The sequence below is a fragment of the Duganella phyllosphaerae genome, assembly GCF_001758785.1.
Classification (GTDB): Bacteria; Pseudomonadota; Gammaproteobacteria; order Burkholderiales; family Burkholderiaceae_D; genus Rugamonas; species Rugamonas phyllosphaerae.
In genome coordinates, this window is the sequence record NZ_LROM01000087.1 from 87,814 (window position 1) to 112,372 (window position 24,559).

The 24,559-nt window shown below is 63.9% G+C and carries 20 protein-coding genes; 13 read left to right on the forward strand and 7 right to left on the reverse strand.

What is annotated here, in order from left to right; translation table 11 throughout:
• The first annotated feature begins 8 nt into the window (after positions 1-8).
• From DUPY_RS13350 to coaD, 3 genes are read left to right on the forward strand one after another with little or no spacing between them, the layout of a single operon-like run.
• On the forward strand, positions 9-668 hold the full coding sequence (locus DUPY_RS13350) for a response regulator (protein WP_070248774.1): 660 nt from the start codon (positions 9-11) through the stop codon (positions 666-668).
• A gap of 2 nt (positions 669-670) precedes the next feature.
• The gene (locus tag DUPY_RS13355; RefSeq protein WP_070248776.1) at positions 671-2,071 is read left to right on the forward strand and encodes an ATP-binding protein; all 1,401 of its coding nucleotides are present in this window, start codon (positions 671-673) and stop codon (positions 2,069-2,071) included.
• Between the two features lie 28 nt (positions 2,072-2,099).
• Complete coding sequence (gene coaD, locus DUPY_RS13360) at positions 2,100-3,248, forward strand: pantetheine-phosphate adenylyltransferase (RefSeq protein ID WP_070248778.1); 1,149 nt, start codon at positions 2,100-2,102, stop codon at positions 3,246-3,248.
• A 94-nt stretch (positions 3,249-3,342) separates the two neighbouring features.
• Here coaD and DUPY_RS13365 read toward each other — a convergent pair whose 3' ends face one another.
• From DUPY_RS13365 to DUPY_RS13390, 6 genes are all read right to left on the reverse strand, one after another.
• Entirely contained in the window at positions 3,343-4,014 is a 672-nt protein-coding gene (locus DUPY_RS13365) for a tetratricopeptide repeat protein (RefSeq protein ID WP_229255357.1), read from the reverse strand.
• Between the two features lie 123 nt (positions 4,015-4,137).
• On the reverse strand, positions 4,138-6,234 hold the full coding sequence (locus DUPY_RS13370; protein ID WP_070248782.1) for a bifunctional 2',3'-cyclic-nucleotide 2'-phosphodiesterase/3'-nucleotidase: 2,097 nt from the start codon (positions 6,232-6,234) through the stop codon (positions 4,138-4,140).
• 73 nt (positions 6,235-6,307) lie between these two features.
• A complete protein-coding gene (locus tag DUPY_RS13375) occupies positions 6,308-8,101 on the reverse strand; it encodes a DUF3443 family protein (RefSeq protein WP_070248783.1) in 1,794 nt (597 codons plus the stop codon).
• A gap of 11 nt (positions 8,102-8,112) precedes the next feature.
• A complete protein-coding gene (locus tag DUPY_RS13380; protein ID WP_070248785.1) occupies positions 8,113-8,580 on the reverse strand; it encodes a DUF2844 domain-containing protein in 468 nt (155 codons plus the stop codon).
• A 163-nt stretch (positions 8,581-8,743) separates the two neighbouring features.
• Positions 8,744-11,146 (reverse strand): TonB-dependent receptor plug domain-containing protein, encoded by a 2,403-nt coding sequence (locus DUPY_RS13385; RefSeq protein WP_070248787.1) that lies wholly within the window; start codon positions 11,144-11,146, stop codon positions 8,744-8,746.
• 226 nt (positions 11,147-11,372) lie between these two features.
• Complete coding sequence (locus tag DUPY_RS13390; RefSeq protein ID WP_070248789.1) at positions 11,373-11,798, reverse strand: PRC-barrel domain-containing protein; 426 nt, start codon at positions 11,796-11,798, stop codon at positions 11,373-11,375.
• Positions 11,799-11,977: 179 nt separating this feature from the next.
• On the opposite strand from DUPY_RS13390, the gene pyrG reads away from it, so the two are divergent.
• The 10 genes from pyrG to DUPY_RS13440 all read left to right on the forward strand — a co-directional run bounded on the left by pyrG (position 11,978) and on the right by DUPY_RS13440 (position 23,155).
• The gene (pyrG, locus tag DUPY_RS13395) at positions 11,978-13,660 is read left to right on the forward strand and encodes a CTP synthase (RefSeq protein ID WP_070248791.1); all 1,683 of its coding nucleotides are present in this window, start codon (positions 11,978-11,980) and stop codon (positions 13,658-13,660) included.
• Entirely contained in the window at positions 13,657-14,511 is an 855-nt protein-coding gene (kdsA, locus tag DUPY_RS13400) for a 3-deoxy-8-phosphooctulonate synthase (RefSeq protein ID WP_070248793.1), read from the forward strand. The genes pyrG and kdsA overlap by 4 nt, the downstream gene beginning before the upstream one ends.
• Positions 14,512-14,642: 131 nt before the next feature.
• Entirely contained in the window at positions 14,643-15,926 is a 1,284-nt protein-coding gene (gene eno, locus DUPY_RS13405; RefSeq protein WP_070248795.1) for a phosphopyruvate hydratase, read from the forward strand.
• Between the two features lie 59 nt (positions 15,927-15,985).
• On the forward strand, positions 15,986-16,330 hold the full coding sequence (ftsB, locus tag DUPY_RS13410) for a cell division protein FtsB (RefSeq protein WP_070248797.1): 345 nt from the start codon (positions 15,986-15,988) through the stop codon (positions 16,328-16,330).
• A gap of 2 nt (positions 16,331-16,332) precedes the next feature.
• On the forward strand, positions 16,333-17,217 hold the full coding sequence (locus DUPY_RS13415; protein WP_070248798.1) for a transporter substrate-binding domain-containing protein: 885 nt from the start codon (positions 16,333-16,335) through the stop codon (positions 17,215-17,217).
• 81 nt (positions 17,218-17,298) lie between these two features.
• A complete protein-coding gene (locus DUPY_RS13420; RefSeq protein WP_070248800.1) occupies positions 17,299-18,219 on the forward strand; it encodes a L,D-transpeptidase family protein in 921 nt (306 codons plus the stop codon).
• A gap of 39 nt (positions 18,220-18,258) precedes the next feature.
• Positions 18,259-18,876, forward strand: a complete 618-nt coding sequence (locus DUPY_RS13425) for a DUF1349 domain-containing protein (protein ID WP_070248802.1) — start codon at positions 18,259-18,261, stop codon at positions 18,874-18,876.
• Positions 18,877-18,893: 17 nt separating this feature from the next.
• Entirely contained in the window at positions 18,894-19,424 is a 531-nt protein-coding gene (locus DUPY_RS13430; protein WP_070248804.1) for a gamma carbonic anhydrase family protein, read from the forward strand.
• A gap of 165 nt (positions 19,425-19,589) precedes the next feature.
• Positions 19,590-21,956, forward strand: coding sequence for a TonB-dependent receptor domain-containing protein (locus DUPY_RS13435; RefSeq protein ID WP_229255358.1), 2,367 nt, complete (start codon positions 19,590-19,592; stop codon positions 21,954-21,956).
• A gap of 20 nt (positions 21,957-21,976) precedes the next feature.
• A complete protein-coding gene (locus tag DUPY_RS13440; RefSeq protein WP_070248808.1) occupies positions 21,977-23,155 on the forward strand; it encodes a hemin-degrading factor in 1,179 nt (392 codons plus the stop codon).
• A gap of 114 nt (positions 23,156-23,269) precedes the next feature.
• On the opposite strand, the gene DUPY_RS13445 is transcribed toward DUPY_RS13440, so the two are convergent.
• Positions 23,270-24,322 (reverse strand): glycerophosphodiester phosphodiesterase, encoded by a 1,053-nt coding sequence (locus tag DUPY_RS13445; RefSeq protein WP_371851791.1) that lies wholly within the window; start codon positions 24,320-24,322, stop codon positions 23,270-23,272.
• Between the last annotated feature and the right edge of the window lie 237 nt (positions 24,323-24,559).

Genomic DNA, 24,559 nt, shown 5'->3' on the forward strand with positions numbered 1-24,559 from the left:
ACCACACCATGCGACTTCTGCTGGTAGAAGACGACACCATGATCGGCGAAGTCGTGCTCGACCTGTTACGCGCCGAGCACTATGCCGTGGACTGGGTCAAGGACGGCGACATGGCCGACACCGCGCTGCAAACCCAGACCTACGACCTGGTGCTGCTCGACCTCGGTTTGCCGCGCAAGGACGGCCTCGAAGTGCTGCGCTCGATGCGCGCGCGCAAGGAGTTGACGCCGGTACTGGTGGCCACCGCGCGCGACGTCAAGGAGCAGCGCATCGCCGGGCTCGACGCCGGCGCCGACGACTACGTACTGAAACCGTACGACCTGGACGAACTGCTGGCGCGCATCCGCGCCTTGCTGCGCCGTTCTGCCGGCCGCGCCGAGCCGGTCTTCGAACATGGTGGCGTCAGCGTCAATCCGCAAACCCGCGAAGTGCTGGCCGATGGCAAGCAGGTGAGCCTGTCGGCGCGCGAATGGGCGGTGCTCGAGGCCCTGATCGCCCGGCCCGGCATCGTGCTGTCGCGCCACCAGCTCGAAGAAAAACTGTACAGCTGGAAGGATGAAGTCAACAGCAACGCGGTGGAAGTGTATATCCACGGCCTGCGCAAGAAGCTCGGCGCCGAACTGATCCAGAACGTGCGCGGCCTCGGCTACATGGTGCCCAAGCTATGAGAATGAAGGTGAAGCTGCCGCCGATGCCACGCGTGCCGGTGGTTACGCACTCGCTGCGCGGACGCCTGCTGTGGTTCCTGCTGGCGGCCATCACCATGGCGGCGATTGCCCAGGCGGCAATTGCCTATCGCAGCGCGCTCAGCGACGCCGACCAGATTTTCGACTACCACATGCAGCAGATGGCAATGTCGCTGCGCTCGAGCGCCACGCTCACCAACAAGGCCGCCGACGCCTCGCCCGATCCCGGCAACGACGATCTGGTGGTGCAGGTATGGACGCCGGACGGCGCCCAGGTATTCCGCTCGCTGTCGCGCGCGGCGCTGCCGCAGCGCGCCGTGCTCGGTTTTTCCAACGTCAAGGCCAATAACACCACGTACCGCATCTTCTCGGTGCAAACCAGCAATCAGACCGTGCAGGTCGCGATGGACATGGCCGTGCGCCAGCGCATGGCCGGTACCCTGGCGCTGCGCACGGTGGGGCCGATTGCGGTGATGGCGCCAATTTTGATGCTGGTGGTCTGGTGGGTGGTCAGCGGCTCGCTCGCGCCCGTCTCGCGCGTCAAACGCCAGGTGGCGGCGCGCCAGGCAGACGATCTGTCGCCGGTATCCGAAAACGATTTGCCCGACGAAGTGCTGCCGCTGGTGCACGAACTGAACTTGCTGTTCGGCCGGGTGCGCACCGCGTTCGAGGCGCAGCAGCACTTCGTGGCCGATGCCGCGCACGAGCTGCGCTCGCCACTGGCTGCGCTCAAGCTGCAGGTGCTGAGCCTGGAGCGGGCGCAGGACGATGCAGCGCGCAGCGTGGCGATCGGCCGCGTCACGGCCGGCATCGAACGCGCCACTCGCCTGGTGGAACAGTTGCTGGTATTGGCGCGCCAGGAAGGTTCGGTTGACGATGTCCGGCTCGATCGGGTCAACCTGTCCGACCTGGTCAAGCGCACCCTCGGTGACATGGCCGGCCTGGCGCAGGCGCGCCAGATCGACCTGGGCCTGGAACATGCCGACGAAGCGGTCGTCGATGGCCAGCCCGATGCGCTGATCATCCTGATGCGCAACCTGGTTGACAACGCCATCAAGTACACGCCGGCTGGCGGCACCGTCGATATCGAGCTGCGCCGCATTCCGGCCGAAGCCAAGGTCAAGGGTGTGGCCGGGCCGGGGCGGGTGCTGCTGAGCGTGGAAGATTCCGGCCCCGGCATTCCGCCGGACGAGCGCGAGCGCGTGTTCAGCCGCTTCTACCGGGTGCCGGGCAGCCAGGCTGGCGGCAGCGGCCTGGGGCTGGCGATTATCAAGTCGATTGCCGAGCGCCATGGCGCCGTGCTCACGCTCGATACCTCCGAGCGCCTGGGCGGGCTGAAGATCAAAATCGATTTTCCCGAGACTGCGAGGCCCACTCCGGTCTAAAATGCCGTTTTGATATGCGGACGGCACCATGAAAAAAATCGGATTCTCGGGAACGCTGGACCCGATCACCAATGGCCACATGTGGGTGATCAACGAAGCCCGGTCGATGGCGGACGAGGTAGTGGTGTTCCTGTCCGAGAACAGCGCCAAGAAACCCAAGTTCACGGCCGAGGAGCGCAAGAGCATCATCGCGCTCAGCTGCGCCGAACAGGGCTGGAACAATGTCCAGGTGGTGATCGTGCGCGGCGACTACACGGCGCGCGCAGCGCGCAAGCACGGCGCCGAATACCTGATCCGCGGCATCCGCACCACCGCCGATTTCGACTACGAAAACCTGATCCAGCAAACCAATGTCGATGTGCTGCAAGGCGCCAAGACCATCTTCGTGATGCCGCCGCGCGACTTGGGTTCGGTCAGTTCGAGCTTCGTGAAGGCGCTGGAAGGGCCGATCGGCTGGAACTGGATCATGAAAAAATTCGTGCCCGGACCCGCGTACCACGCCTGGGTGCTGGGCTGGCTGCGCAACGAGTGGGAACTGCTGTGGGATTACGCCCAGGCCGATGAATCGGCCATCAACCACGCCGACGCCTGGTTCGCGCGCCTGACCGGCGCCACCGCATATGGCGGCACGGCGCGCCACTATCACAACCTCGACCACCTGGTGCACGGCCTGTCCGAAATCCGCGCCTGGGCCGCCAACACCAAGCCGTCCGCGCTCGATATCGAGATCGTCAAGCAGGCGTTCTGGTTCCACGACGCCGAATACGAACACGCGCGTGACGCCGGCGCCCCCAGCAACGAGGAAGCGAGCGCCCAGCTGTGGCTGGGCAGCCACCTGGGCCAGGAAATGGACCCGGCCGCCGCACTGATACGCGCCACCGACCACTTCCAGGAAGCGTCGATCGAGCACCCGCTCAAGGCCGTGCTGCTGAGCGTGGACCTGGCGATCCTGGGCCAGGACGACGAGGTCTACCAGAACTACGCGCGCGCCATCCGCCAAGAGTACGCCCACCTGCCCGACGACGAATACCGCCGCCAGCGCACCGGCGCACTGGGCCACCTGTGCCGCAAGGCCGAAGCGCACAAGCTGTTCTGCGACCCGTACTTCGCCGCCCAGTACAACGACCGCGCCATCGACAACATGGAACGCGAAATGGCGCGCCTGGCCGGCGAATAATCCTTCAAGCAGTTCGGGGTCAGTGCCGACATTCGGACAAAAATGTCCGAATGTCGGCACTGACCCCGAAGTCTAGAAACGCTGACCCCGAAGTTTAGAAACGGTTCCAGTTGTTGTGGCGGTGCTCGGTGGCTTCCTTGAGCAGGTGGCTGGCGCGGTGCAGGTCTTTGGGGCTGTGCTCGTCGCCGAGTTCCACCGTCATCGCCAGTTCCTGGATCGCCGGCGGGTATTCGTGTTCGGCCGATTCTTCCAGCAAGGCGCGGGCCTTGGCGGCATCCTGTGGCACGCCCTGGCCGTCGCGGTAAAAGTACGACAGCAGGAACATCGCGTGCGGATTGCCGCCGGCGCTGGACGTTTGCAGCCAGTGCGCCGCCTGCAGGTCGTTGCGGGCCACGCCATTGCCGTTCTTGTACAGCAGCGCCAGGGCCAGCGCGGCGCGCGCGTGACCCTGTTGCGCCGCTTGCGTGTACCAGCTCGAGGCGGCCAGCGGTTGCGGCGGTACGCTGACCACGCCGGTACGCAGCATCTCGCCCAGTTCGTACGCCGCTTCGATGTCGCCGCCGCGCGCGGCCTGCTCGAACAGCCGTAGCGCGTCCTTGCGCTGCTGGGGACGCTGCTGGTACACCAGCGCTAGTTCGCGCTGGGCCACTGGCAGGTTTTGCTGCGACCACGACATCAGCTTGCGCTCGGCGCTGGCATCCGCTTCCTGGATCGCTTTCATGCCCACCACTTCGATCTGGGCATCGGTGGGTTTGTCGCGCTGCATCTGACAGCCGGACAGCCACGCGCAAGCTAGAACCGCCATCAATACTGCACCTCGATAAGTTTTCATCTTGCACCTCGCAAAGTTAAAAAGCCGGCGCAAGGCCGGCCCGGCTTCAACAACTGATCACTTGCTCAGATCGATGGTGTACTTGGCAAAGCCGCTGCCGTCGAGGCCGCCCTCGGCCGTCACCGCCGTGATGCCGGCGCTTTTCGCCAGGCCCAGGTGGCCCGGCGCCGAGCGCAGGATCACCGGGCCGGCCGTGGCTACCTTGACGAAGCTCCAGCTGCGCGCGCTGCCGTTGTCCACCAGGCTGACCTTGCCCGTGGCCTTGCCACGCGCCGCCAGGTAGTTGCTCACCACGGCCTGGTTGGCGTCGGGCGACTTGATGATGGTCTTGCTGCCGTCGATGCCGGGCACGGCGCCGCCACCGCCGGCGCGGTAGTCGTTGGTGGCGACGATGAAGTCGGCGTTGTCGGCCACCGGCTTGCCCTGGTACGCCAGGTTGACGATGCGGCTGCCCGCCGGCTTGGTGACGTCGATCTGGTACGTCAGCGCATTGCCCTCGGCATAGAACACGTCGTAGTTGAAGATGGTCGAATAGCTCGGCACCAGGTCCTGCTCGGTGGTCAAGGCAGGATTGATGGCGCCGAACTGTTTGGCCGAGGTTTCCAGCCAGGCTTTGAGGTCCGAGCCCTTGATCTTGACCGCCTGCAGGTTGTTATTACTGTACAGGTAGAGGTCGCCCGGGTTGCGCACTTGCAGGCCCACCGGCGCCGCCGGCGTGGCGCCCGGCGCCACGTCGGTGAAGTCCGACGGCCCGTTGCGGCCGGCCTTGAACGGCGCGCTGCACGACAGCACCGGGATGTTCTTGTAGCTGGCGATAGTGGCGTCGGTGCTGGTGGCGATGAAGTTCTTCACGTAGTCGAGCTGGGCCTGGTTCACCAGCTGGATCGCGGTGACGTCACCGGCCAGCGCAAAGTACGACGACATCTCGAAGTCGGTCGCCACGCCCAGCGGCTGCTTGGCGTAGGCGATGGTGGCTGCGTGCTCGGTGGCCACCAGCGGGGCGATGGTCGGATCGGCAGCAACGTTGGTGGTGCCGTCGGTGTACTTGAAGCCGCGCGACTCCACGCTGGTTTTGGCCGGCTGCACCACCCACTTGCCGCCCTGGTAGATCAAGGTCATCTTGATGATGCCCAGGCGGCGGCCCCAGCTTTGCGCCATCACGGTCGGCACGCCGTTGACGAAGCCGTTGACGGCGTCGATCCTGGCGCTGGTCGGGAAGGCGGCAAACGAGGCGTCCAGCGCGGCGGCGCCGGTTTCTTTACCTTTGGGGAAGATCAGGTGCGAGTGGCCGATCAAGAGCGCGTCGATGCCGGTGCCGGTCAGGTGGTAGCTGGGGTTCTCCATCTTGGGGCTGTAGGCGCTCGGGTCGAGGCCGCCGTGCGACAGCGCCACCACCAGGTCGGCGCCCTTGCCGCGCAGCTCGGGTACGTACTGCTTGGCCGCTTCCACGGCGCCGGTCACGGCCACCTTGCCGGCCAGGTTCTTCTGGTCCCACTCGAGGATTTGCGGCGGCACGAAGCTCATGATGCCGATATTGATCTTGACGTCGAGCGCGCTACCATCCGGGGCGGTCGCGCGGAAGGTGCGCGGCAGCAGGGCGGTCGGCTGCACGATCGGCTTGCCGCTGGCCACGCCGGTCACATTGGTCAGCGCCAGCGGGAATACCGGTGCGCCGCAATTGCCGGCCGGCTTGGTCACGCCGGGAATGCCGAAGTCGGTATTGGTGATCTGGCTCAGCAGCGGCAGGCCGTAATTGAATTCGTGGTTGCCGAAGCCGCCGCCGTCGAACTTCATGGCGTTCATCACCTTGTGGATCGCCATGGTCTCGGAGCACGCTACCGGCTTGGTCACCGCTTGCAGGTCGCCGAGCAGCGTGCCCTGGATGGTGTCGCCGTTGTCGAGCAGGACGTTATTGGGGTTTTCGGCGCGGGCGGCGGCCACCAGGGTGGCGGTGCGCTCCATGCCGAGGCTGGTGTCCTCGCCCAGCGAGTAGTAGTTGTAGCTCATTACGTTGGCGTGGAGGTCGGTGGTCTCCATCAGCGCCAGGTTGACGGTGGTGCCTTCCTGCACCGGCGGCACCGGGTTCGCTTCACCACCACAAGCAACCAGGCCGGCTACCATCATCGCTGCCAGCAGCACCAGATTCGTTTTCATTGCGTATCCCGAAGTGATCAAATTTCAAGATAACGATTTTAACCAGATTACATGACGGCCCCGTGACAGATTTCTAGTACGCCCACAACGGCCCGGCCCGGCCACCCACGTTCGCGCCCTCCATCACCACGAACACCCGGCGCCCGTAAAAGAACGGCAAGCCCCAGTTGAACGCCGTGCCCGACGACGCCGAGCTGCCCAGCGTGCCGCCCACCTGCGCCGCGCGCACGGTCGAGGGCAGTTGCACCAGGTTGACGATGTTGAAGTTGACCACGCCGGTAGCGCTGCCGTCCGACGCCGTGTTGGTGGCCGACAGCGCCAGCGTGGCGGCCGGGCAGAAGAAGTCGCCGCCGGAGCAGGTGCGAATGTCGGGATCGGTGAAGAAGTAACCGTTCGAGCCAGTGTCGAGGAAGCTGGCGTTATATGCCTTGCCGTTGTACGTGGTGGTGAAGTTGCCGCTGCCGTTGGTCTTGTAGAGGGTCTCGCCGGCAATCGTGTTATTGCTTTGCGTGTTCACGCCAAACACCAGCGTGCCGCTCACCGACGTCAGCCCGTTCGGACCGACGGTCGGCAAGCTCACCAGCACACCGTTGTTATTGACCGCAAACGCCGCCACCGGGTTGGTAATTTGCGCCGCCAGCGGCATGGCGCTGGCCGTGCAGGTGCCGGCGGTGCAGGCGTAGTACACGCCGCTGATGGCCGACTGCGCGCACGCATTGCCGCAGTCTTGCTTGAACAGGCCCACGCCGAGGATGCCCTTGGCGCCGATGGCGCTCATCGAACCGAGGTTGTTGCCGGCGCTGCTGCAACTGGACGGCGTGGTGGCAAAATTGGCATCGGTGTCGCCAATCACCTGCAGCGAGATACCGGCTGCCGTTTCGTCGGCCATTTTGACGTCGGCCTGGCGCACCGAACCCCAGGTGTAGCCGCTGATGAACTTGCCGCATGCGCCGGCATCGGCGCCGCTCGCGGTTTTGACCGCCGGCAGGGCCATGCCGCTGTCGAGCGCGGAAGCGAGCACGCGCAGGCCGTAGGAGCCGGTGTCGAGCAGCACGTGGTCGATGGTCTGGCAGGTGCTGGTGCCGGGACGGCAGATGGTGACGTTCACGTACGGCACGTTGATCACGCCGCTGGCGCCGGCCGGGCCGTTGTCCACCGTGATCGGCACGCTGTTGCTGGTGGCGGCGGTCACGCCCAGCTGCGCACTGGCACTGGCCTCGCCACCGCTGCCGGTGCAGCTGAGGCTGTAAGTGATATTGCCGGCAATCGCCGACGACACGGTGACCGAGCCGGACGTGGCGCGGCTGCCGATCCAGGCGCCGCTGGCGGTGCAACTGCTGGCATTGGCCGACGACCAGCTCAGCACCGACGTCTGGCTGGTGGTGATGGCGGCGGGCGCCAGCGTCAGGCTGACGGTGGGCGCCGGTGGCGGCGAGCTGATCGCCACCGTGGTGCTGTTGGTGACGCCGCTGCACGTCAGTGCGTAGCGCGCCGTGCCGGCCGCGCCGGCGGTGACGGTTTGCGAGCCGCTGTTGGCCACGGCGCCGCTCCAGCCGTCGGACGCGGTGCAACCGGTGGCGGTGGCATTGCTCACGCTCCAGGTCAGGGTCACCACCTGGCCCACGGTGGTGGCGGTGGGCGTGGCGCTGATGCTGACCACGGGCGTGGGCGCCGTTACCGACGGTGTTGTCGCAGTCGAGGTGGACGAACCACTGTTACCGCCACCACCGCCGCCGCAGGCGCTGAGCGCCAGGCAAAGCAGCGCAGTGGCCGCCGTCGTGGCGGAGCCGGTGGTAGAAGCGGCGGACGCTAATTTTGCGCGCGCAGGCAGGAAGATCGCGCAAGCGCGTTGCAGCAGGCTGATCATGCGGAACTTCCTCACTCTATCGTGTTGGTGTCGAAACCGGCCGGCACCGCCGACGGGATGAAGGCGTGGCCGGCGAACGAGCGCATGTGGCCGTTCGAGACGATCACCACGTCGGACTGGTTCAGCGCCAGTTGCGAATGGCCGGCCTGGGTGCGCCTGCCGGTAGCGTCGGTCAGCGCGCTGAACTTGGTACCCAGCAGGGTGCGCAGGTCGGGCAGGGTAGGGCCTGACCAGCTGACGGCAAACACCTTGCCAGCGGCGTCCGTATATTCACGGACGATGGTGCCGCTGTCGAGCGTGCTCTGGCTGACCGTGTAGACCGCGTTGGCGGTATTGTTGCCAGCCGATGCTTGAGCCAGGCTGCGGGCGGCGCGTACCGGCGTACCGCCGAAATCGGACGGCGCGCCACCGAGCGCCGCCACGGCGGGAAGGTTTTGCAGCAGGGCAGCGAAAAAAATCAAGGGGAGAGCGGGGCGCATGGAAGCTTCCGTTGCTTGGAGTAAAGATGAGTATAGTGTATTGCGGAGGGAAGTTGGATAGCGTTAATGCCATGTAAGCAAACGTTACGTTTGCCCGGAAACTGAAAAGCCGCCATTTCTTTGCAGGGATGGCGGCTTTTTAAATCAGGAAAGGATGACGAAGTTAGAATTTCACCCACAGGCGGCTGAAGTACGACGTGCCGTTCAGACCGAACTGCACGCTCTCGTACTTGAAGCCATTGTCGGTCTGGTCGGCGTCCTGCGCCGTAGGCCGTGCGCCGAACAGGTTGTTGCCGCCAAACGTCAGCTTCATGTCCTTGTTGATGTTGTACGTAAACGCCAGGTCGGCCGAGGTTTTCGACTTGTAGCGCTGGTTTGGTACGCCCTCGGCGGTGCCGCTGAAGGTGCCCAGGGTTTGCGGGCCGAAGTGGATGATCTTCAAATCGGTGTCCCACGCCCCCAGGCCGTAGTTGAAGCCCAGCGTGAATTTCGAGCGCGGCGCGCCTTGCTCGATGTACAGGCGTTCCTTTTCCGACAGCAGCACGTCCTCGAAACCGCGCAGCGACGCCGGTGCGTGGACGTCGGTCACCTCGGTCTTGCTGACGTTCATGGCCAGGAAGGTATTCAGGCGGCCGCCCATCACGGTGGCCTTGTGCGACGCGGTCAGGTCGATACCCTGGGTCTTGGTGTCGGCCGAGTTGACGAAGAACTGCGCCTCGCCCACGCCCAGCGCAGCCAGGCGCGCCGACAGGTCCGGGTAGTTGTCGGCGGTAAAGCGGCCCGACAGCACGATGCGGTCCTTGATCTTGATGTGGTACAGGTCGGCCGTCAGCGAGATCGCCTGGGTCGGCGTCCAGGTGGTGCCCAAGGTGAAGCTGGTCGATTTTTCTTCTTTCAGCTTCGGAATGCCGGCCGCGTTGGCCACCACGCCGCCGTTCGGCGCCAGCACCACTTCCTTCGGCACGCCGCCGATGAAGTCGGTGAAGGTGGTGGACAGGTGGCTTTGCTGCAGCGATGGCGCGCGGAAGCCGGTGCTGGCCGAACCGCGCAGCAGCACGCTATCGGCAACGCGGACGCTGCCGGCCAGCTTGCCGGTCACGGTGGAGCCGAAGTCGCTGAATTTCTCGTAACGCACGGCAGCCTGGCCTTTGACGAGGTCGGTGAAGTCCGCTTCCAGGTCGAGGTAGGCGGCGTTGCTGTGGCGCTTGGCGTTGGTGATATCGCCTGGCTGGAAGCCGGGGAAGCCCTGGCTGCCGGCGTTGCCGCCATTGCCCACGCCGTCGGCGTCGATGTACGAACCGGCTTCGCCGGCGAAGATCTTGAATTCCTCGCGGCGGTATTCGCCGCCGAAGGCCACGTTCATGCCTTTACCCATGATGCCGTCGTAGTAGCGGCTCAGGTCGAGGTTGGTGGTCAGTTGCTGGAACGAGAAGCCACCGGCGTTGAACTGGCTGGCGCTGACGCCACGGCCACCGTTTTGCAGGTCGAGGTTGGCGATCGACGCGTTGATGGTGTTGCTGATGTCGTACTTCATCTTGTTGTAGCCGTACGTCTGCGAGATGTCGGTATTCCACTCGCCCAGCATGATGCGGTGGCCGAGAATCGCGGTGCGGTCCTCGATCTTGGCATTGATGAACGGCACGAAACCGTTCGGGTACATGGCAGCCGAATTACGGCTAGGAATGTCGTCGGAACCGACGCCGCCGCGTGCGAACGCCGCGCTCGAGCCATCGCGCTTTTGCGCCCCGGCCGTGAAGTACAGGCGGCCATTACCGGTGGTAGGCAGTTCGCCGTTGGCGTAGATGGTCTCGCTCTCGGTCTTGGTGTCGCCGATGATGCGCGGATTGTCCGGTTCGGCGCGGTTGGAGCGGCCACGGTCGAGGTATTCGCCGGTCAGGGCCAGCACGCCGCCATTGCCCAGGTCGAAGCCGCAGTAGGCCGAGCCCATCCAGTTCTCGCCGTCGCCGGCCGAGTACTGGCTGTAGCCGGCAATCGCTTCGCAGCCCTTGCTCTTCTTGAGGCTGATGTCCATCACGCCGGCGATCGCGTCCGAGCCGTACTGGGCGGCAGCGCCGTCACGCAGGATTTGCACGTCCTTGATTGCCAGCATCGGGATTGCATTGAGGTCGGTGCCGGTGTTGCCGCGGTTGCGCGCACCGAACAGGTTGACCAGCGCGGTGGTGTGGCGGCGCTTGCCGTTGACCAGCACCAGGGTCTGGTCGGAACCGAGGCCGCGCAGGGCGGCGGAGTCGACCAGGTCGGCGCCATCGGCGCCGCTCTGGCGCGTGGAGTTGAACGAGGGCGAGATGTAGGTCAGGGTCTGCGAGAGGTCGAACTGGCCGCCCTGTTCCGCCAGCTTATTCATGGGAATCAGGTCGACCGGCACCACGGTGTCGGTGGAGGACGAGGTGGCGCGGCGCGAGCCGACCACGGTCACCGATTGCATCGGCGCAGCTGTTTCTTGCGTGGCGGTGGTCTGCGCGTAGGTGGCGGGCGCCAGTGCCAGCGCGGAAGCGCCGTACAGGCTGAGCAAGACGGCTTTACGACAATTGGTGACTGCAAACACGTGGCGCTCCCATGAGTAAAAATTTGATTCTAGTCAAATTACTCATAACAATATGAGGATTTCTCACGGTTTTGCAGACCAAACATTATTACTGTTGTTTTAAGGTTTCAGGCCTACGTAGTCCTACGTATGGCGGTGCTTGAGGCTTAAAATAAAGTAGTTTCAGCGCGCCCCGTACAGCGGGCGCGCTGGGTCATGCCAACTCAATTAAAGATTAATCGATGGTTTAATCGATCGGCGAGTTCAGGCTGCTCTGGCGGGTGGTGCCATAGTAGTTGTCGATCTGCGACGCCCAGGTCTGGTTGGCCATGTTAGGCCAGTCGTTCTTGTCGAAACCGGGAGCGTTTTCGATGCGCTCTTTCTCGATATTGAGGGTGAAACGCTTGTTGACGGTGTCGAGCGTCAGCGCTTCCCAAGGCACGGCAAACAGTTTTTCGCCAATGGTCAGCACGCCGCCGTGGGCCATCACTGCATAGGCGATTTTGCCGGTGCGCATGTCGAGCATGATCTCCTTGATCTCGCCCAGGTGCTCGTTTTTCAGGTTGTGCACGTGGTCGCCAATCAGGGTGTCGGCACCCATCAATTCAGGACCCGGGCCTTTGCGGCCGTTGTCCACGTACATGCCGTATGGATCGCGTTCGGTATAGCTCATGGTGATCTCCTGTGCATTTGTGAGTTGTCATTTTGATCTTGTTGGTGCGTCTTGTCTGTACGGTTCGTCACAGTCGCGGAGTACGGCCAAAGCCGAATTTTCCGGGGGTAATGCTGCTGATTTACGCGTTTTAGGATATAATTTCAATTTCCCGCACGTGCCGTTCGGCACCATCTGCAATGACCAAATTTGTCTTCGTCACCGGTGGCGTTGTGTCTTCCCTTGGTAAAGGGATTGCCGCCGCCTCTCTCGCCGCGATCCTCGAATCGCGCGGCCTCAAAGTCACCATGCTCAAGCTCGACCCGTACATCAACGTCGATCCTGGCACCATGAGCCCCATGCAACACGGTGAAGTGTTCGTTACCGACGACGGCGCTGAGACCGACCTCGACCTCGGCCACTACGAGCGCTTCATTTCCACCCGCATGCGCAAGGTGAACAACTTCACCACCGGCCAGATCTACGAATCGGTCATCCGCAAGGAACGCCGTGGCGAGTACCTCGGTAAAACCGTGCAGGTGATTCCGCACATCACCAACGAAATCCAGGACTACATCCGTCGCGGCGCCGAAGGCTACGACGTGGCCCTGTGCGAAATCGGCGGTACCGTGGGCGACATCGAATCGCTGCCGTTCCTCGAAGCCGCGCGTCAGCTGAGCCTGCGCGCCGGCCGCAAGAACACCGCCTTCGTGCACCTGACCCTGGTGCCGTACATCGCCTCGGCTGGCGAACTGAAAACCAAGCCTACCCAGCACTCGGTGCAAAAGCTGCGCGAGATCGGCATTTCGCCCAACGCGCTGCTGTGCCGCGCCGACCGTCCGATTCCCGACGACGAGCGCGCCAAGATTTCGCTGTTCTCCAACATCGAAGAGCAGGCTGTCATCTCGGTATGGGACGTCGATACCATCTACAAAGTTCCGCAAATGCTGCACGACCAGGGCCTGGACGCGATCATCTGCGAAGCGCTCGACATCAACCCGGCGCCGGCCGACCTGTCGGTCTGGAGCAAGCTGATCTACACGCTCGAGCATCCGAAGTCGGAAGTGTCGATCGGCATGGTCGGCAAATACGTCGAACTGACCGAGTCGTACAAGTCGCTGACCGAAGCGCTGCGCCACGCCGGCATCCACAACGAATCGAAGGTCAACATCGAGTACATCGACTCGGAAGAGATCGAGACCACCGGTTGCGCCGAGCTGGCCAGGTTCGACGCCATCCTGGTACCGGGCGGCTTCGGCAAGCGCGGCGTGGAAGGCAAGATCATGGCGGCGCAGTTCGCCCGTGAAAACAAGATCCCTTACCTGGGCATCTGCCTGGGCATGCAGGTCGCGCTGATCGAATACGCACGCCATAAAGCCGGCCTGACCACCGCCAACTCCACCGAGTTCGACCTCGACACCGCGCAACCGGTCGTGGCCCTGATCGACGAGTGGCAAGGCCAGGACGGCAAGGTCGAAAAGCGCGACGAGAATTCCGACCTGGGCGGCACCATGCGCCTGGGCGCGCAAACCTGCGAGATCAAGCCCGGCACGCTGGCCGCCGAAATCTACGGCGCGGTCGTGACCGAGCGTCACCGTCACCGCTACGAAGCCAACAACCATTACCTGCCGCGCGTGGAAGCTGCCGGCCTGGTGGTGGCGGCCCGCACGCCGACCGAAGACCTGTGCGAAATCATGGAACTGCCACGCACCGGCGACAACGCCCACCCGTGGTACATGGGCGTGCAGTACCACCCGGAATTCAAATCGACCCCGCGTGACGGCCACCCGCTGTTCACCTCGTACATCAAGGCGGCGCTGGCCCACAAGGCAGCTGGCGCCGGTGTGCAACCACTGCAACCACTGCAAGGAGAAGCGGCATGAAACTGTGCGGATTCGACGTAGGCCTGGATAAACCGTTCTTCCTGATCGCCGGTACCTGCGTGATCGAATCGCGCCAGATGGCGTTCGACACGGCCGGCATCCTCAAGGAAATGACCGCTGAACTGGGCATCCCGTTCATCTACAAATCCTCGTTCGACAAGGCCAACCGTTCGTCGGGCGCCACCTATCGCGGCCCCGGCCGCGAAAAAGGCCTCGAGATCCTCGGCGACGTCAAGCGCGAGCTGGGCGTGCCGGTGCTTACCGACGTGCACTCGATCGACGAAATCGCCGAAGTGGCCAGTGTCGTTGACGTGCTGCAAACGCCAGCCTTCCTGTGCCGCCAGACCGACTTCATCGTCGCCTGTGCGCAGTCGGGCCTGCCGGTCAATATCAAGAAGGGCCAGTTCCTCGCCCCGCACGACATGAAAAACGTCATCGACAAGGCCCGTGCCGCCGCCAAGGCAGCCGGCCTGTCCGAAGACAACTTCATGGCCTGCGAGCGCGGCGCCTCGTTCGGCTACAACAACCTGGTGTCCGACATGCGGTCGCTGGCCATCATGCGCGAGTCGAACTGCCCGGTCGTGTTCGACGCCACCCACTCGGTGCAACTGCCGGGCGGTAACGGGACGTCGTCGGGCGGCATGCGCGAAATGGTGCCGGTGCTCTCGCGTGCGGCAGTGGCGGTCGGTGTCGATGGCCTGTTCATGGAAACCCACCCGAACCCGGCCGAAGCGCTGTCCGACGGTCCCAACGCGGTGCCGCTGGGCCGCATGAAGGAACTGTTGTCCACCCTGATCGAACTCGATCGCATCACCAAAAAAGCTGGTTTCCTCGAGAACAGCTTCAACTAAAAGCAGCCTGCCCGGCGCGCGCGTGTAGCCACAAAGGTGCGCGCCGGGTTATATTCCCGTTATTATTCCTGTCGCACATGCGCGCAAGACGCATGGCGCGGACACAGTTTCGTCTAACTTTGGAGAATTAAATGAGTGCTATTGTTGATATTATCGGTCGTGAAATCATCGACTCGCGCGGCAATCCTACCGTCGAATGCGACGTGCTGCTGGAATCCGGCGTGATGGGCCGTGCGGCGGTGCCGTCGGGTGCTTCCACCGGTTCGCGCGAAGCGATCGAACTGCGTGACGGCGACCCGAAGCGTTACTTCGGCAAGGGCGTGCTGCAAGCCTGCGAAAACATCAACACCGAAATCTCGGAAGCGATCATGGGCCTCGACGCCAATGAACAGGCTTTCCTGGACCGCACTCTGATCGACCTGGACGGTACCGAAAACAAGAGCCGCCTGGGTGCCAACGCCATGCTGGCCGTGTCGATGGCTGTGGCCAAGGCTGCCGCTGAAGAAGCCGGCCTGCCACTGTACCGCTACTTCGGCGGTTCGGGCGCGATGCAACTGCCAGTGCCGATGATGAACGTGATCAACGGCGGCGCGCACGCCGACAACAACCTGGACATCCAGGAATTCATGATCATCCCGGTCGGTGCGCCATCGTTCAAGGAAGCCGTGCGTTACGGCGCGGAAGTGTTCCACACCCTGAAAAAGATCCTGCACAAGAAGGGTCTGAGCACCGCCGTGGGCGACGAAGGCGGTTTCGCCCCATCGCTGGCCAACCACGAGGAAGCGATCAAGCTGATCATCCAGGCCATCGAAGAAGCCGGCTACGAGCCAGGCACCCAGATCGCGCTGGGCCTGGACTGCGCCGCGTCCGAGTTCTACAAGAACGGCAAGTACGAACTGGAAGGCGAGGGCCTGTCGCTCACCGCCACCGAGTTCACCAACCTGCTGGCCACCTGGTGCGACAAGTACCCGATCATCTCGATCGAAGACGCGATGCACGAAGGCGACTGGGACGGCTGGGCGATTCTGACCAAGGAACTCGGTAAAAAGATCCAGCTCGTCGGCGACGACCTGTACGTCACCAACACCAAGATCCTCAAAGAAGGCATCCAGAAGGGCATCGCCAATTCGATCCTGATCAAGATCAACCAGATCGGCACCCTGACCGAAACCTTCGCCGCCATCGAAATGGCCAAGCGCGCCGGCTACACCGCCGTGATCTCGCACCGTTCGGGCGAAACCGAAGACTCGACCATCGCCGATATCGCCGTTGGCCTGAACGCCCTGCAGATCAAGACCGGCTCGATGTCGCGTTCGGACCGCATGGCCAAGTACAACCAGCTGCTGCGCATCGAAGAAGACCTGGGCGACATCGCGTCGTACCCTGGCCGTGACGCCTTCTACAACCTGAAGTAATTCTGTACCGAGCGGCCGGAACTCTCCGGCCGCTTTTTTATGACCCTATTCCCATCCCCATGCGTCTGATTACACTTGGCCTGGCAGTCCTGCTGCTGTTGATACAGTACCCGCTCTGGCTGGGTAAAGGCGGCTGGGTGCGCGTGGCCGATTTCGAGGCCCAGGTCGATGCGGCCCACAAGAAAAATGCCGAACTGCTGGCCCGCAACGCCAAGCTCGATTCCGAAGTGCGCGACCTTAAGGACGGCACCGGTTCCGTCGAAGAGCGCGCCCGATACGAGCTCAGCATGATCAAGGAAAACGAGATTTTCGTGCAAATCGTCGGCAAGGGCCATTCCGCGCCGAACGTGCCGCTGGCAGCGCCGCCGTCGGCCGAGTCGCCGCCGTCCAATACCCGGCATTGAACATGGTGTACCGCGCTATCATGCTGTGGGCGCTGCTCGCGCTCGGCGCGGTTGCCGGCCCGGTGCCTGCTGCCGCCGCTGTGGCTGCCAATCCTGTTGCCGCCTATCCTGTCACACCAGCTGTCACCCCCGCTGTCACGGCCGCTGCCTCGGTGGTATGCATTCCTCTGCGCATCGGCTACATCGATCAGCACCGCCCGCCATACTGGATGGGCGAGGGCGAACAGGTGCCTGAACCGCCCGGTGCTGCCGTGGACTTGATGCGCGACGCCGCCCGGGCCGCCGGCTTCGGCTGCGCGCCCACGCTGGTGCGGCTGCCACCGGCGCGCCTGCGCGTGGCGCTGGCCAACGGCGACATCGACATGTCGCCGCTCGGTGAAATGCCGACGTATCCGGCCGGCATCGCACTGCCGCGCGACAAACAGGGCAATATCGACCTCGACCGCGCCATGCACAACACCCTGGTGGTACTGGTGCGCGCGAAAGACAAGCTGTCCGCGAATACCGATCCCATGCAGTTTTTCAAGAGCAAAACGCTGGGCGTGGCGCTCGGCCAAAGCTACACCGCGCGCCTGCGCGAGGCCGGCTTGCACATCGATGACGGCGGCCGCGACCTCGACCGCAATATCGAAAAACTGCGGCTCGGCCGCGTCGATGGCGTGGTGGCCGCTGCCGTGGCGCCCAGTCATCTCCAGCGCATGCTGGACCGTTACCAGGGCGCGATCGTGCAACTGCCGCAGCCGCTGATCAACACCCGCGTATGGCTGGCGTTCAACGAGACCTACTACCGCGCGCACCGTGCGCAGGTCGAGGCGCTGTGGACCTGGCTCGACGTCAATCGCGGCCGGTTGGGCTACACACTGGAGAAATACCGCAAGAAACCGTAGCGCGTAACAAAGGCGTAACGTGCCTGCTGCCACGGCATCGAACGGCTACAATATCGGTCCGCTTCAAGCACCGAGTTCGATTTGAAATCCCTGATTCCTGCACTGCTCCTGTCGGTCGCTGTCCATGCCGGCGCTGCCACCGCCACCATCGCACCACCTGTCGTCAACAACATACTGCGCGCCCAGGTGCTGCTCGACCGCGCCCATTTTTCGTCGGGTGAAATCGATGGTTCGGTCGGCAGCAACTTGCGCCGCGCCGTGACCGGCTTCCAGAAGCTGCGCCAGTTGCCCGTGACCGGCAAGCTCGACGACGCCACCTGGGCCGTGCTCAAGGCCGACCCGTCGCCCACGCTGGACGTGTACACGCTCACGGCCGAGGATATCGCCGGTCCGTATGCGCCTGTGCCGGCCGCCATGGGCGACAAGGCCAGGCTGCCCCGGCTCGGCTACGCCAACCTGCTCGAAGCGCTCGGTGAAAAATTTCACAGCAGCCCGGCGCTGCTGCGCAAACTCAATCCCGGCAGAACCTTCAAGCGCGCCGGCGAGCAACTGCTGGTGCCCAATGTTGCCAACGCGCCGCCGTTGCCCAAGGCCGCTACGATCCTGGTCGACGCCACCGAAGGCACCTTGACCTTGCTCGACGCTACCGGCATGCCGATTGCCCAATTTCCGGCCAGCACCGGCAGCAAGCACGACCCGTTGCCGGAAGGGCGCTGGACCGTGCTGGGCGTGGCGGTCAATCCCGACTACCGCTACAACCCCAAGCTGTTCTGGGACGCCAAGCCCGGCGACGTCAAGGCCCGCATCGCCCCGGGACCCAACAACCCGGTCGGCGTGGCCTGGATTGACCTCAGCAAGGATCACTACGGCATCCACGGCACGCCCGAGCCGGCCAATATCGGCAAGACCCAGTCGCACGGCTGCATCCGTCTGACCAACTGGGACGTGATGAAAGTGGTCAAGGCGATCGCGCGCGGCGCGACGGTGTTGCTGCAGGCCTGAGCGGGTTACACTGGCGTTTTCCGTGACGAGGATGGACGCATGACCGATACTGCGCTGGACCTGACCTTCGACCGCCCCGAGCTCGACGCGCGCCTGCAATGGCACTGCGCGCCGGCCAACTGGCAGATCGACGCTGCCGCGCGGTGCCTGCGCATCGAACCCGATGCCAGCACCGACTTCTGGCAGCGCACGCACTACGGCTTCCAGGTCGATAACGGCCACTTTCTTTACCTGCAGGCGCACGGCGACTTCGTGCTGACCACCAAGGTCACTTCGAAGCCGGTGCACCAGTACGACCAGGCCGGGCTGATGGTGCGGCTGTCCGATGGCTGCTGGCTCAAGACATCGGTGGAGTTCGAACCGGACGGCGACAACCGCCTGGGCGCCGTGGTCACCAACAGCCATTACTCGGACTGGTCCACCCAGCCGCTGCCCAAGCATATCGACACCGTGTGGTTCCGCATCCGTGCCGAGGCCGAGGACTGCATCGTCGAGTCGTCATTCGATGGTGAAGCCTGGACCCAGATCCGCATCGCCCACCTGGGCGAACGCGGCGGCGCCGCCAGCGTGGCCTGCGGCCTGTACGCCTGCAGCCCGAAGGCGGCCGGCTACCAGGCCGAGTTTGCATCGCTGTCGTTCGTTCCCGGTCGTCTTTAACCTTACAGAAAGCGTGTATGCCATTTACTTCCTATCTCGGCGCCAGCCCGGTGCTCGGTGAAAACATCTATGTCCACGAATCGGCGCAAGTGATCGGCGACGTGCAGATCGGCCGCGACAGCTCGGTCTGGTGCAATACCGTGCTGCGCGGCGACGTCAACCGTATCGTCATCGGCGAATGCAGCAATGTGCAGGACTTCGCCATGGGCCACGTGTCGCACAAGAGCGCCTCGAAACCGGATGGTTCGCCACTGACCATCGGCGACTACGTCACCATCGGCCACTCGGTGATCCTGCACGGCTGCACCATCGGCAACGAATGCCTGATCGGCATGGGCTCGATCATCATGGACGACGTGGTGGTGCAGGACCAGGTGATGGTCGGCGCCGGCAGCCTGGTTTCCCCCGGCAAGGTGCTGGAGAGTGGCCACCTGTACATCGGCCGCCCGGCAGTCAAGGCGCGTGCGCTCTCCGCAGAGGAAATCGCCTACCTGAAATATTCGGCCGAGCATTATGTGCGGGTGAAGAACAACTATTTGGCGGGCTAGCGGACCAGCTACCAGCAGCGCCACGGGGGACGTGTGCAAAAAATAATGACCAACAGGCATCAAGCAATGCTTGTAAATGAGAATCATTATTGTTAAACTGGGTTTTTGCCAGCAATCGTCAAGCGTCCGAGAGCCAGCCGTTCACATACTCTCTCTGGATATTTTATGGCTGCTACTCCTGCCCGGCACCGTGCCGGCCCGCTTCAATCCCCGCGTCCACGCTCGATGGGCGTCGCGGTGCAATCTGCCTTGTTGACCCTCCTGGGCGTGGCGCTGCTGCCGGCCCAGGCGCAGGAGGCGCAGGTCGCTGCTGCGTCTGCTGCCGCTGCCGCCCCGGCGCTGGGCGAAATCCTGGTACAGGCCAAGCGCGACGACCTTTCTTCGACCCGCAAGGGCACCACCACCGTCATCGGCGCCGAACAGCTCGAGCGCAACAACGCGGTGGACATGGCCAATATCGCCCGCTACTCGCCGCTGATCAGCGTGCCTGGCGCTGCCAGCGGCAATGGCAGCGTCTGGGACGGCGCCGGCAATACCGGCTTCAACATCCGTGGCGTGGAAGGCAACCGCGTGAGCATGGAGCTCGACGGGATTGCCCTGCCGGACGCTGCACCCAAGCCGGACGGCAACACCATGAACGCCTTCGGTATCGGCCGCGATTACTTCGATCCCGAAACGTTTCACTACGTGAGCATCGGTTCGGGCGCCAGCCCGGCCGGCAGCGGCACGCCGGGCCTCGGTGGCTCGGTGTCGTTCGTGACCAAGTCGCCGGAGCAGTACCTGGACGGTCATCACGAAAACCCGCGCAAGGTGTACGGCGAATACAAGTTCGGCTACGCGGGCGAACAGAACGCGCGCATGCATGCATTTACCGCCGCCGCCGAGATCAGTCCCAGCGTCCAGGCGCTGGTCGTGGGCGTGCACCGCCAGGGCGACCAGATCGACAGCAAGAGCAGCGTGCCGGTCAACCCGGACGACTGGGAAAGCAACGCCATCCTGGCCAAGCTGAACTGGCAAGTGGCGCCCGGCCACAAGCTCGGCTTTACCATCGACAGCTACAAGGCCGACCACCACCGCGTCTACAACAACAAGACCGGCGCGCTGTATCCGCAAGGCGCGGTCCAGGACTCGACCACCAGGCGTAACCGCTACAGCATCGAGCACAACTGGACCGATGCCGGCCTGGCGCTGTTCGACACGCTCAAGACCCATTTGTACAAGCAGGATGCCTCGGTGGTGGACCAGACCAACGCCGCCTACGTGAGCGGCGGCCAGCCCTACCTGCGCTTGATCGAGACCGGCTACTACAACGACAGCCGTGGCCTGGCGATCGATGCCAGCAAGCGGCTGGGGTCGGCGTCCTCGCTGTTCTACGGCGCCAGCTACGAAGCCCTGGCGTCGCGCCGGCCGTGGTACGAGGACCGCACCGTGGTGCGCACCGGCGCACACCAGTTCACCCGCAAGAATCGCATGGCCGACATGGACACCGACAAGGCGGCCGCTTACGTGCGCGGTGAATTCGGCTTCGCGCTCGGCGGCTACCAGGCCACGCTCACGCCGGGCCTGCGCGGCGAACACCGCAAGCTCACGCCGAAAAATTTGCAGAACTATGCAATTGCAATTCCCAACGCGGCCGGCGAAGTAAAGGAAGAAAGCGATTCGTATTTCACGCCGAGCCTGAACCTGTCGGTGGAGCTCACACCGACGTTGACCACCTACGCCCAGTATTCGCGCGGCACCCGCTTGCCCAGTTCCGCCGAGCGCACCGGCACCTACGATTCGTTCAGCTACACCGGCGCCGGCGTTGGTTACGCGGTGCTGGGCAACCCGGACCTGCAAAAGGAAACCAGCAACGCCTTCGAATTGGGCCTCAAGGGTGCACCGACGGCGGGCGTGGAGTTCAATGCGTCGCTGTTTTACACGCGGTACAGCAACTTCATCGAGTACGCCACCCAGCCGGTCGATCCGGTCAACTTCCCGACCATCACGTTCGGCTTGTTCCGTCCGGAGAACATCGGCAAGGCCCGCACCTGGGGCGGCGAAATCTCCAGCCGCTTCCAGCTGGGCCAGTGGTCGCCAGCGATGAAAGGCTATAGCGTGAACCTGGCTGCCGGCCTGTCGCGTGGCAATGCGGAAAACCAGTTGACCGGGCAGAAGGGCAGCCTGGTGTCGGTGCAGCCGTACAAGGCCAACGCCACCTTTGCCTGGGATGATCCGGCCAAACGCGGCGGCGCGGCGTTGACCGTCAGCGGCGTGCGCAGCCAGCGCGCCGGCAACGACGTCATCGGTGGCGTGACCACCGAACGTTTCCTCACGCCTGGCTACGGCGTGATGGATTTTACCGCTTACTGGAACATCAGCAAGCACATCGGTCTGAGCGCTGGCGCTTACAACCTCGGCGACAAGAAGTACTGGGACTTCGCCTCGTCGCGCGGCATGCCGGGCGGCACCACGGTGGCCACGCGTGACGATATCGAACGCATGGCGCGTCCCGGACGCAATTACGCTTTCAACCTCAACGTCATTTACTAATCTTTTTTACGGAGCCACCCATGAAACACCACCATCGATATGCACTGGCGCTGGCCGGCGCCTTGCTGCTGACTTCGGTAACCGGCAGCGCCGCCACCCTGGTCGAACGGTGGGACAAGCTGCGCGCCGAGCAGCCACGCCTGCCTGCCAGAGACGCGGCCAAACAGCTGGGCGTGTCCGAAGCCGACCTGCTGGCAACCGGCCTGGGCAAGACCGTCACCCGCCTGCAGGATGACGGCACAGCACCGCGCGAGATCATGCGCCGCGCGCTGGACCTGGGCAAGGTCATGGCCTTGACGCGCAACGACAATGGCGTGATCGAACGCACCGGTGTTGCCACCCGTCTGAAAGCGGACGAGGACGTGCAGACGCTGGACGAAGACAAGGAAAAGGAGCGCGAAGTGCGCATGCGTAACATCGCCGGCGGCTACCTGGGCGGCGAGATCGACCTGCGCTTCTGGTTCGACAAGTGGAAGTACGCGTTTGCCGTGGCCCATCCGGGCAAGGATGGCGTGGTGGCGCGCAGCCTGCAATTTTTTGACGCCAGCGGCAACGCCGTGCACAAGCTGTACGTGCGCAGCGACGCCGGCGCCCCGGTGTTCGACAAGCTGGTGGCCGACTTCCGCAATACCAACCAGGTGCCGGACCTGAAAGTGGCCGCAGCGCCGGTCAAGGCCAGGGAAAAGCCGGACAGCGAAATCGACGTCAAGGAATTCCAGCTGGCGTGGAACGAGATCAGCGACGTGCACCAGTTCAACCGCTTGCTGACCGAATTTGGCGTCTCGCGCGAGCAGGCGATGCGCCTGGCGCCACCGGGCGCCGCCCAACGCATCACGCCGCAAGCGGTGCGCACCTTGCTCGAAGGCGTGGCGAAAAACCAGATCAAGTTCATGACCTTCCTGGGCAACGGCGCCACCATCCAGATCTATAGCGGCACGGTAAGCAAGGTGGCGGAAGCGGGCGGCTACTTCAACGTACTCGATCCCGAATTCAACCTGCACCTGCGCGACAGCGCCTTTGCCAGCGGCTGGGTGGTCAAGCGGGCCGGGGTGACATCGGTAGAGTTTTTTGATCAGAACAGCGAGCAGGTAGTGAGCTTCTTTGCCGTACGCGAACGCAACAAACCGGCGCCACAACCGTGGATAGACCTGGCCGCCGCCCTGCCACGCGCCGACACTGCACGCCAAGCCAGCCGCTAAGCTTCGGGGTCAGTGCCGACATTCGGACATCAAGGAACTTTTTCGTTGAAGCATAATTCAACAAATAAGTTCAAAAATGTCCGAATGTCGGCACTGACCCCGAAGTGGGAAGGGTCAGCCGGCGATGGCCGCGCGGCCGAGGGCGGGGTCGTCGGTGAAGAAGCCGTCGATGCCGGTGGCGATGTAGCGTTTCATCTCGGCGATGGAGCCGGCTTCGTGGCGGGCCGTATCGGCGCCGCTGCGGAAGTCGGCGGCCAGGAAGCGGTTCTCGGGGCGGAAGGTCCACGGTTCGATGCGCAGTCCCGCCCGGTGGGCATCGTCCACCATCGACGATGGCGCTGCCAGGCTGCCGTCTTTTTTGAGCGGGATGATGGCGCGGGTGGGGGGCGCCACCACGTCGGCGTACTGGGCGATGTCGCGCAGGCCGGCCGGGGTGCACATTTGCGCGAAGGTCAGCTTGCCGCCGGCTGCTGCCACGTCCATCGGCCGCACGTCTTCGCTAATGACCAGCTGCATCAGGCGCAGGTTGGCGCGGCTGCCGAGCTTGCTGCGCAGGTACTTCAGGTTGGCCACTTCGAAAGACTGGATCTGCAGCGGGTTGCGGCGCGTGTAGTCGTGGGCGGCGATGATGGACAGGAAACGCTCTTCCAGCGGCAATCCCACGCTGGCGAAATACGTCGAGTGCTTCAGTTCCGGCACGATGCCGATGATGCGCCCGTGGGCGGCCGCTTCAGCGGCGACGAAGTCGATGATTTCCTCGAACGTGGCCACCTGGAACATGCCGTTGTACTCGGCGCTGCCGGGACGAAATTGCGGAATGCGCTCGACCGCGCGCAGCGTCTTCAATTCGGCCAGCGTGAAGTCGTCGACGAACCAGCCGTCGTGCGCTTCGCCGTCGATGGTCTTGCGGGTTTTGCGGCTGGCAAATTCCTTGCGGCTGGCCACGTCGGTGGTCTCGCTCAGGTAGGCTTCGTGGCGCGCCACCAGCACGCCGTCCTTGGTGGCGCACAGGTCCGGCTCGATGTAGTCGGCGCCATCGACGATGGCCTTGGCGTACGACGCCAGCGTATGTTCGGGGCGCAGCGCACTGGCGCCGCGGTGGCCGAACACCAGGGGCCGCTTGCCACCGGCGATGCCGCCCGCACCCAGCGGTGCAATGCCGGGCATACCGGACTGGTCAACACCGGCGCCGACGGCGCCAGCAGCAGCGGTCGCCGATGCCGCCAGCACCGAGGCAGGCAGCAGCAGCGAAGCGCCGGCAGCGGCCGCCACCTGGATAAAACCGCGCCGTGACAAGCTGCCCGGCAGCGGCGATGCGGAGATCAATTTGGTCATCAGGAGTCTGTCCGGATAAAAACCGCGCCGGGACAACGTGCCCGGCGGCGGTGATGCGAAAATTGTTTT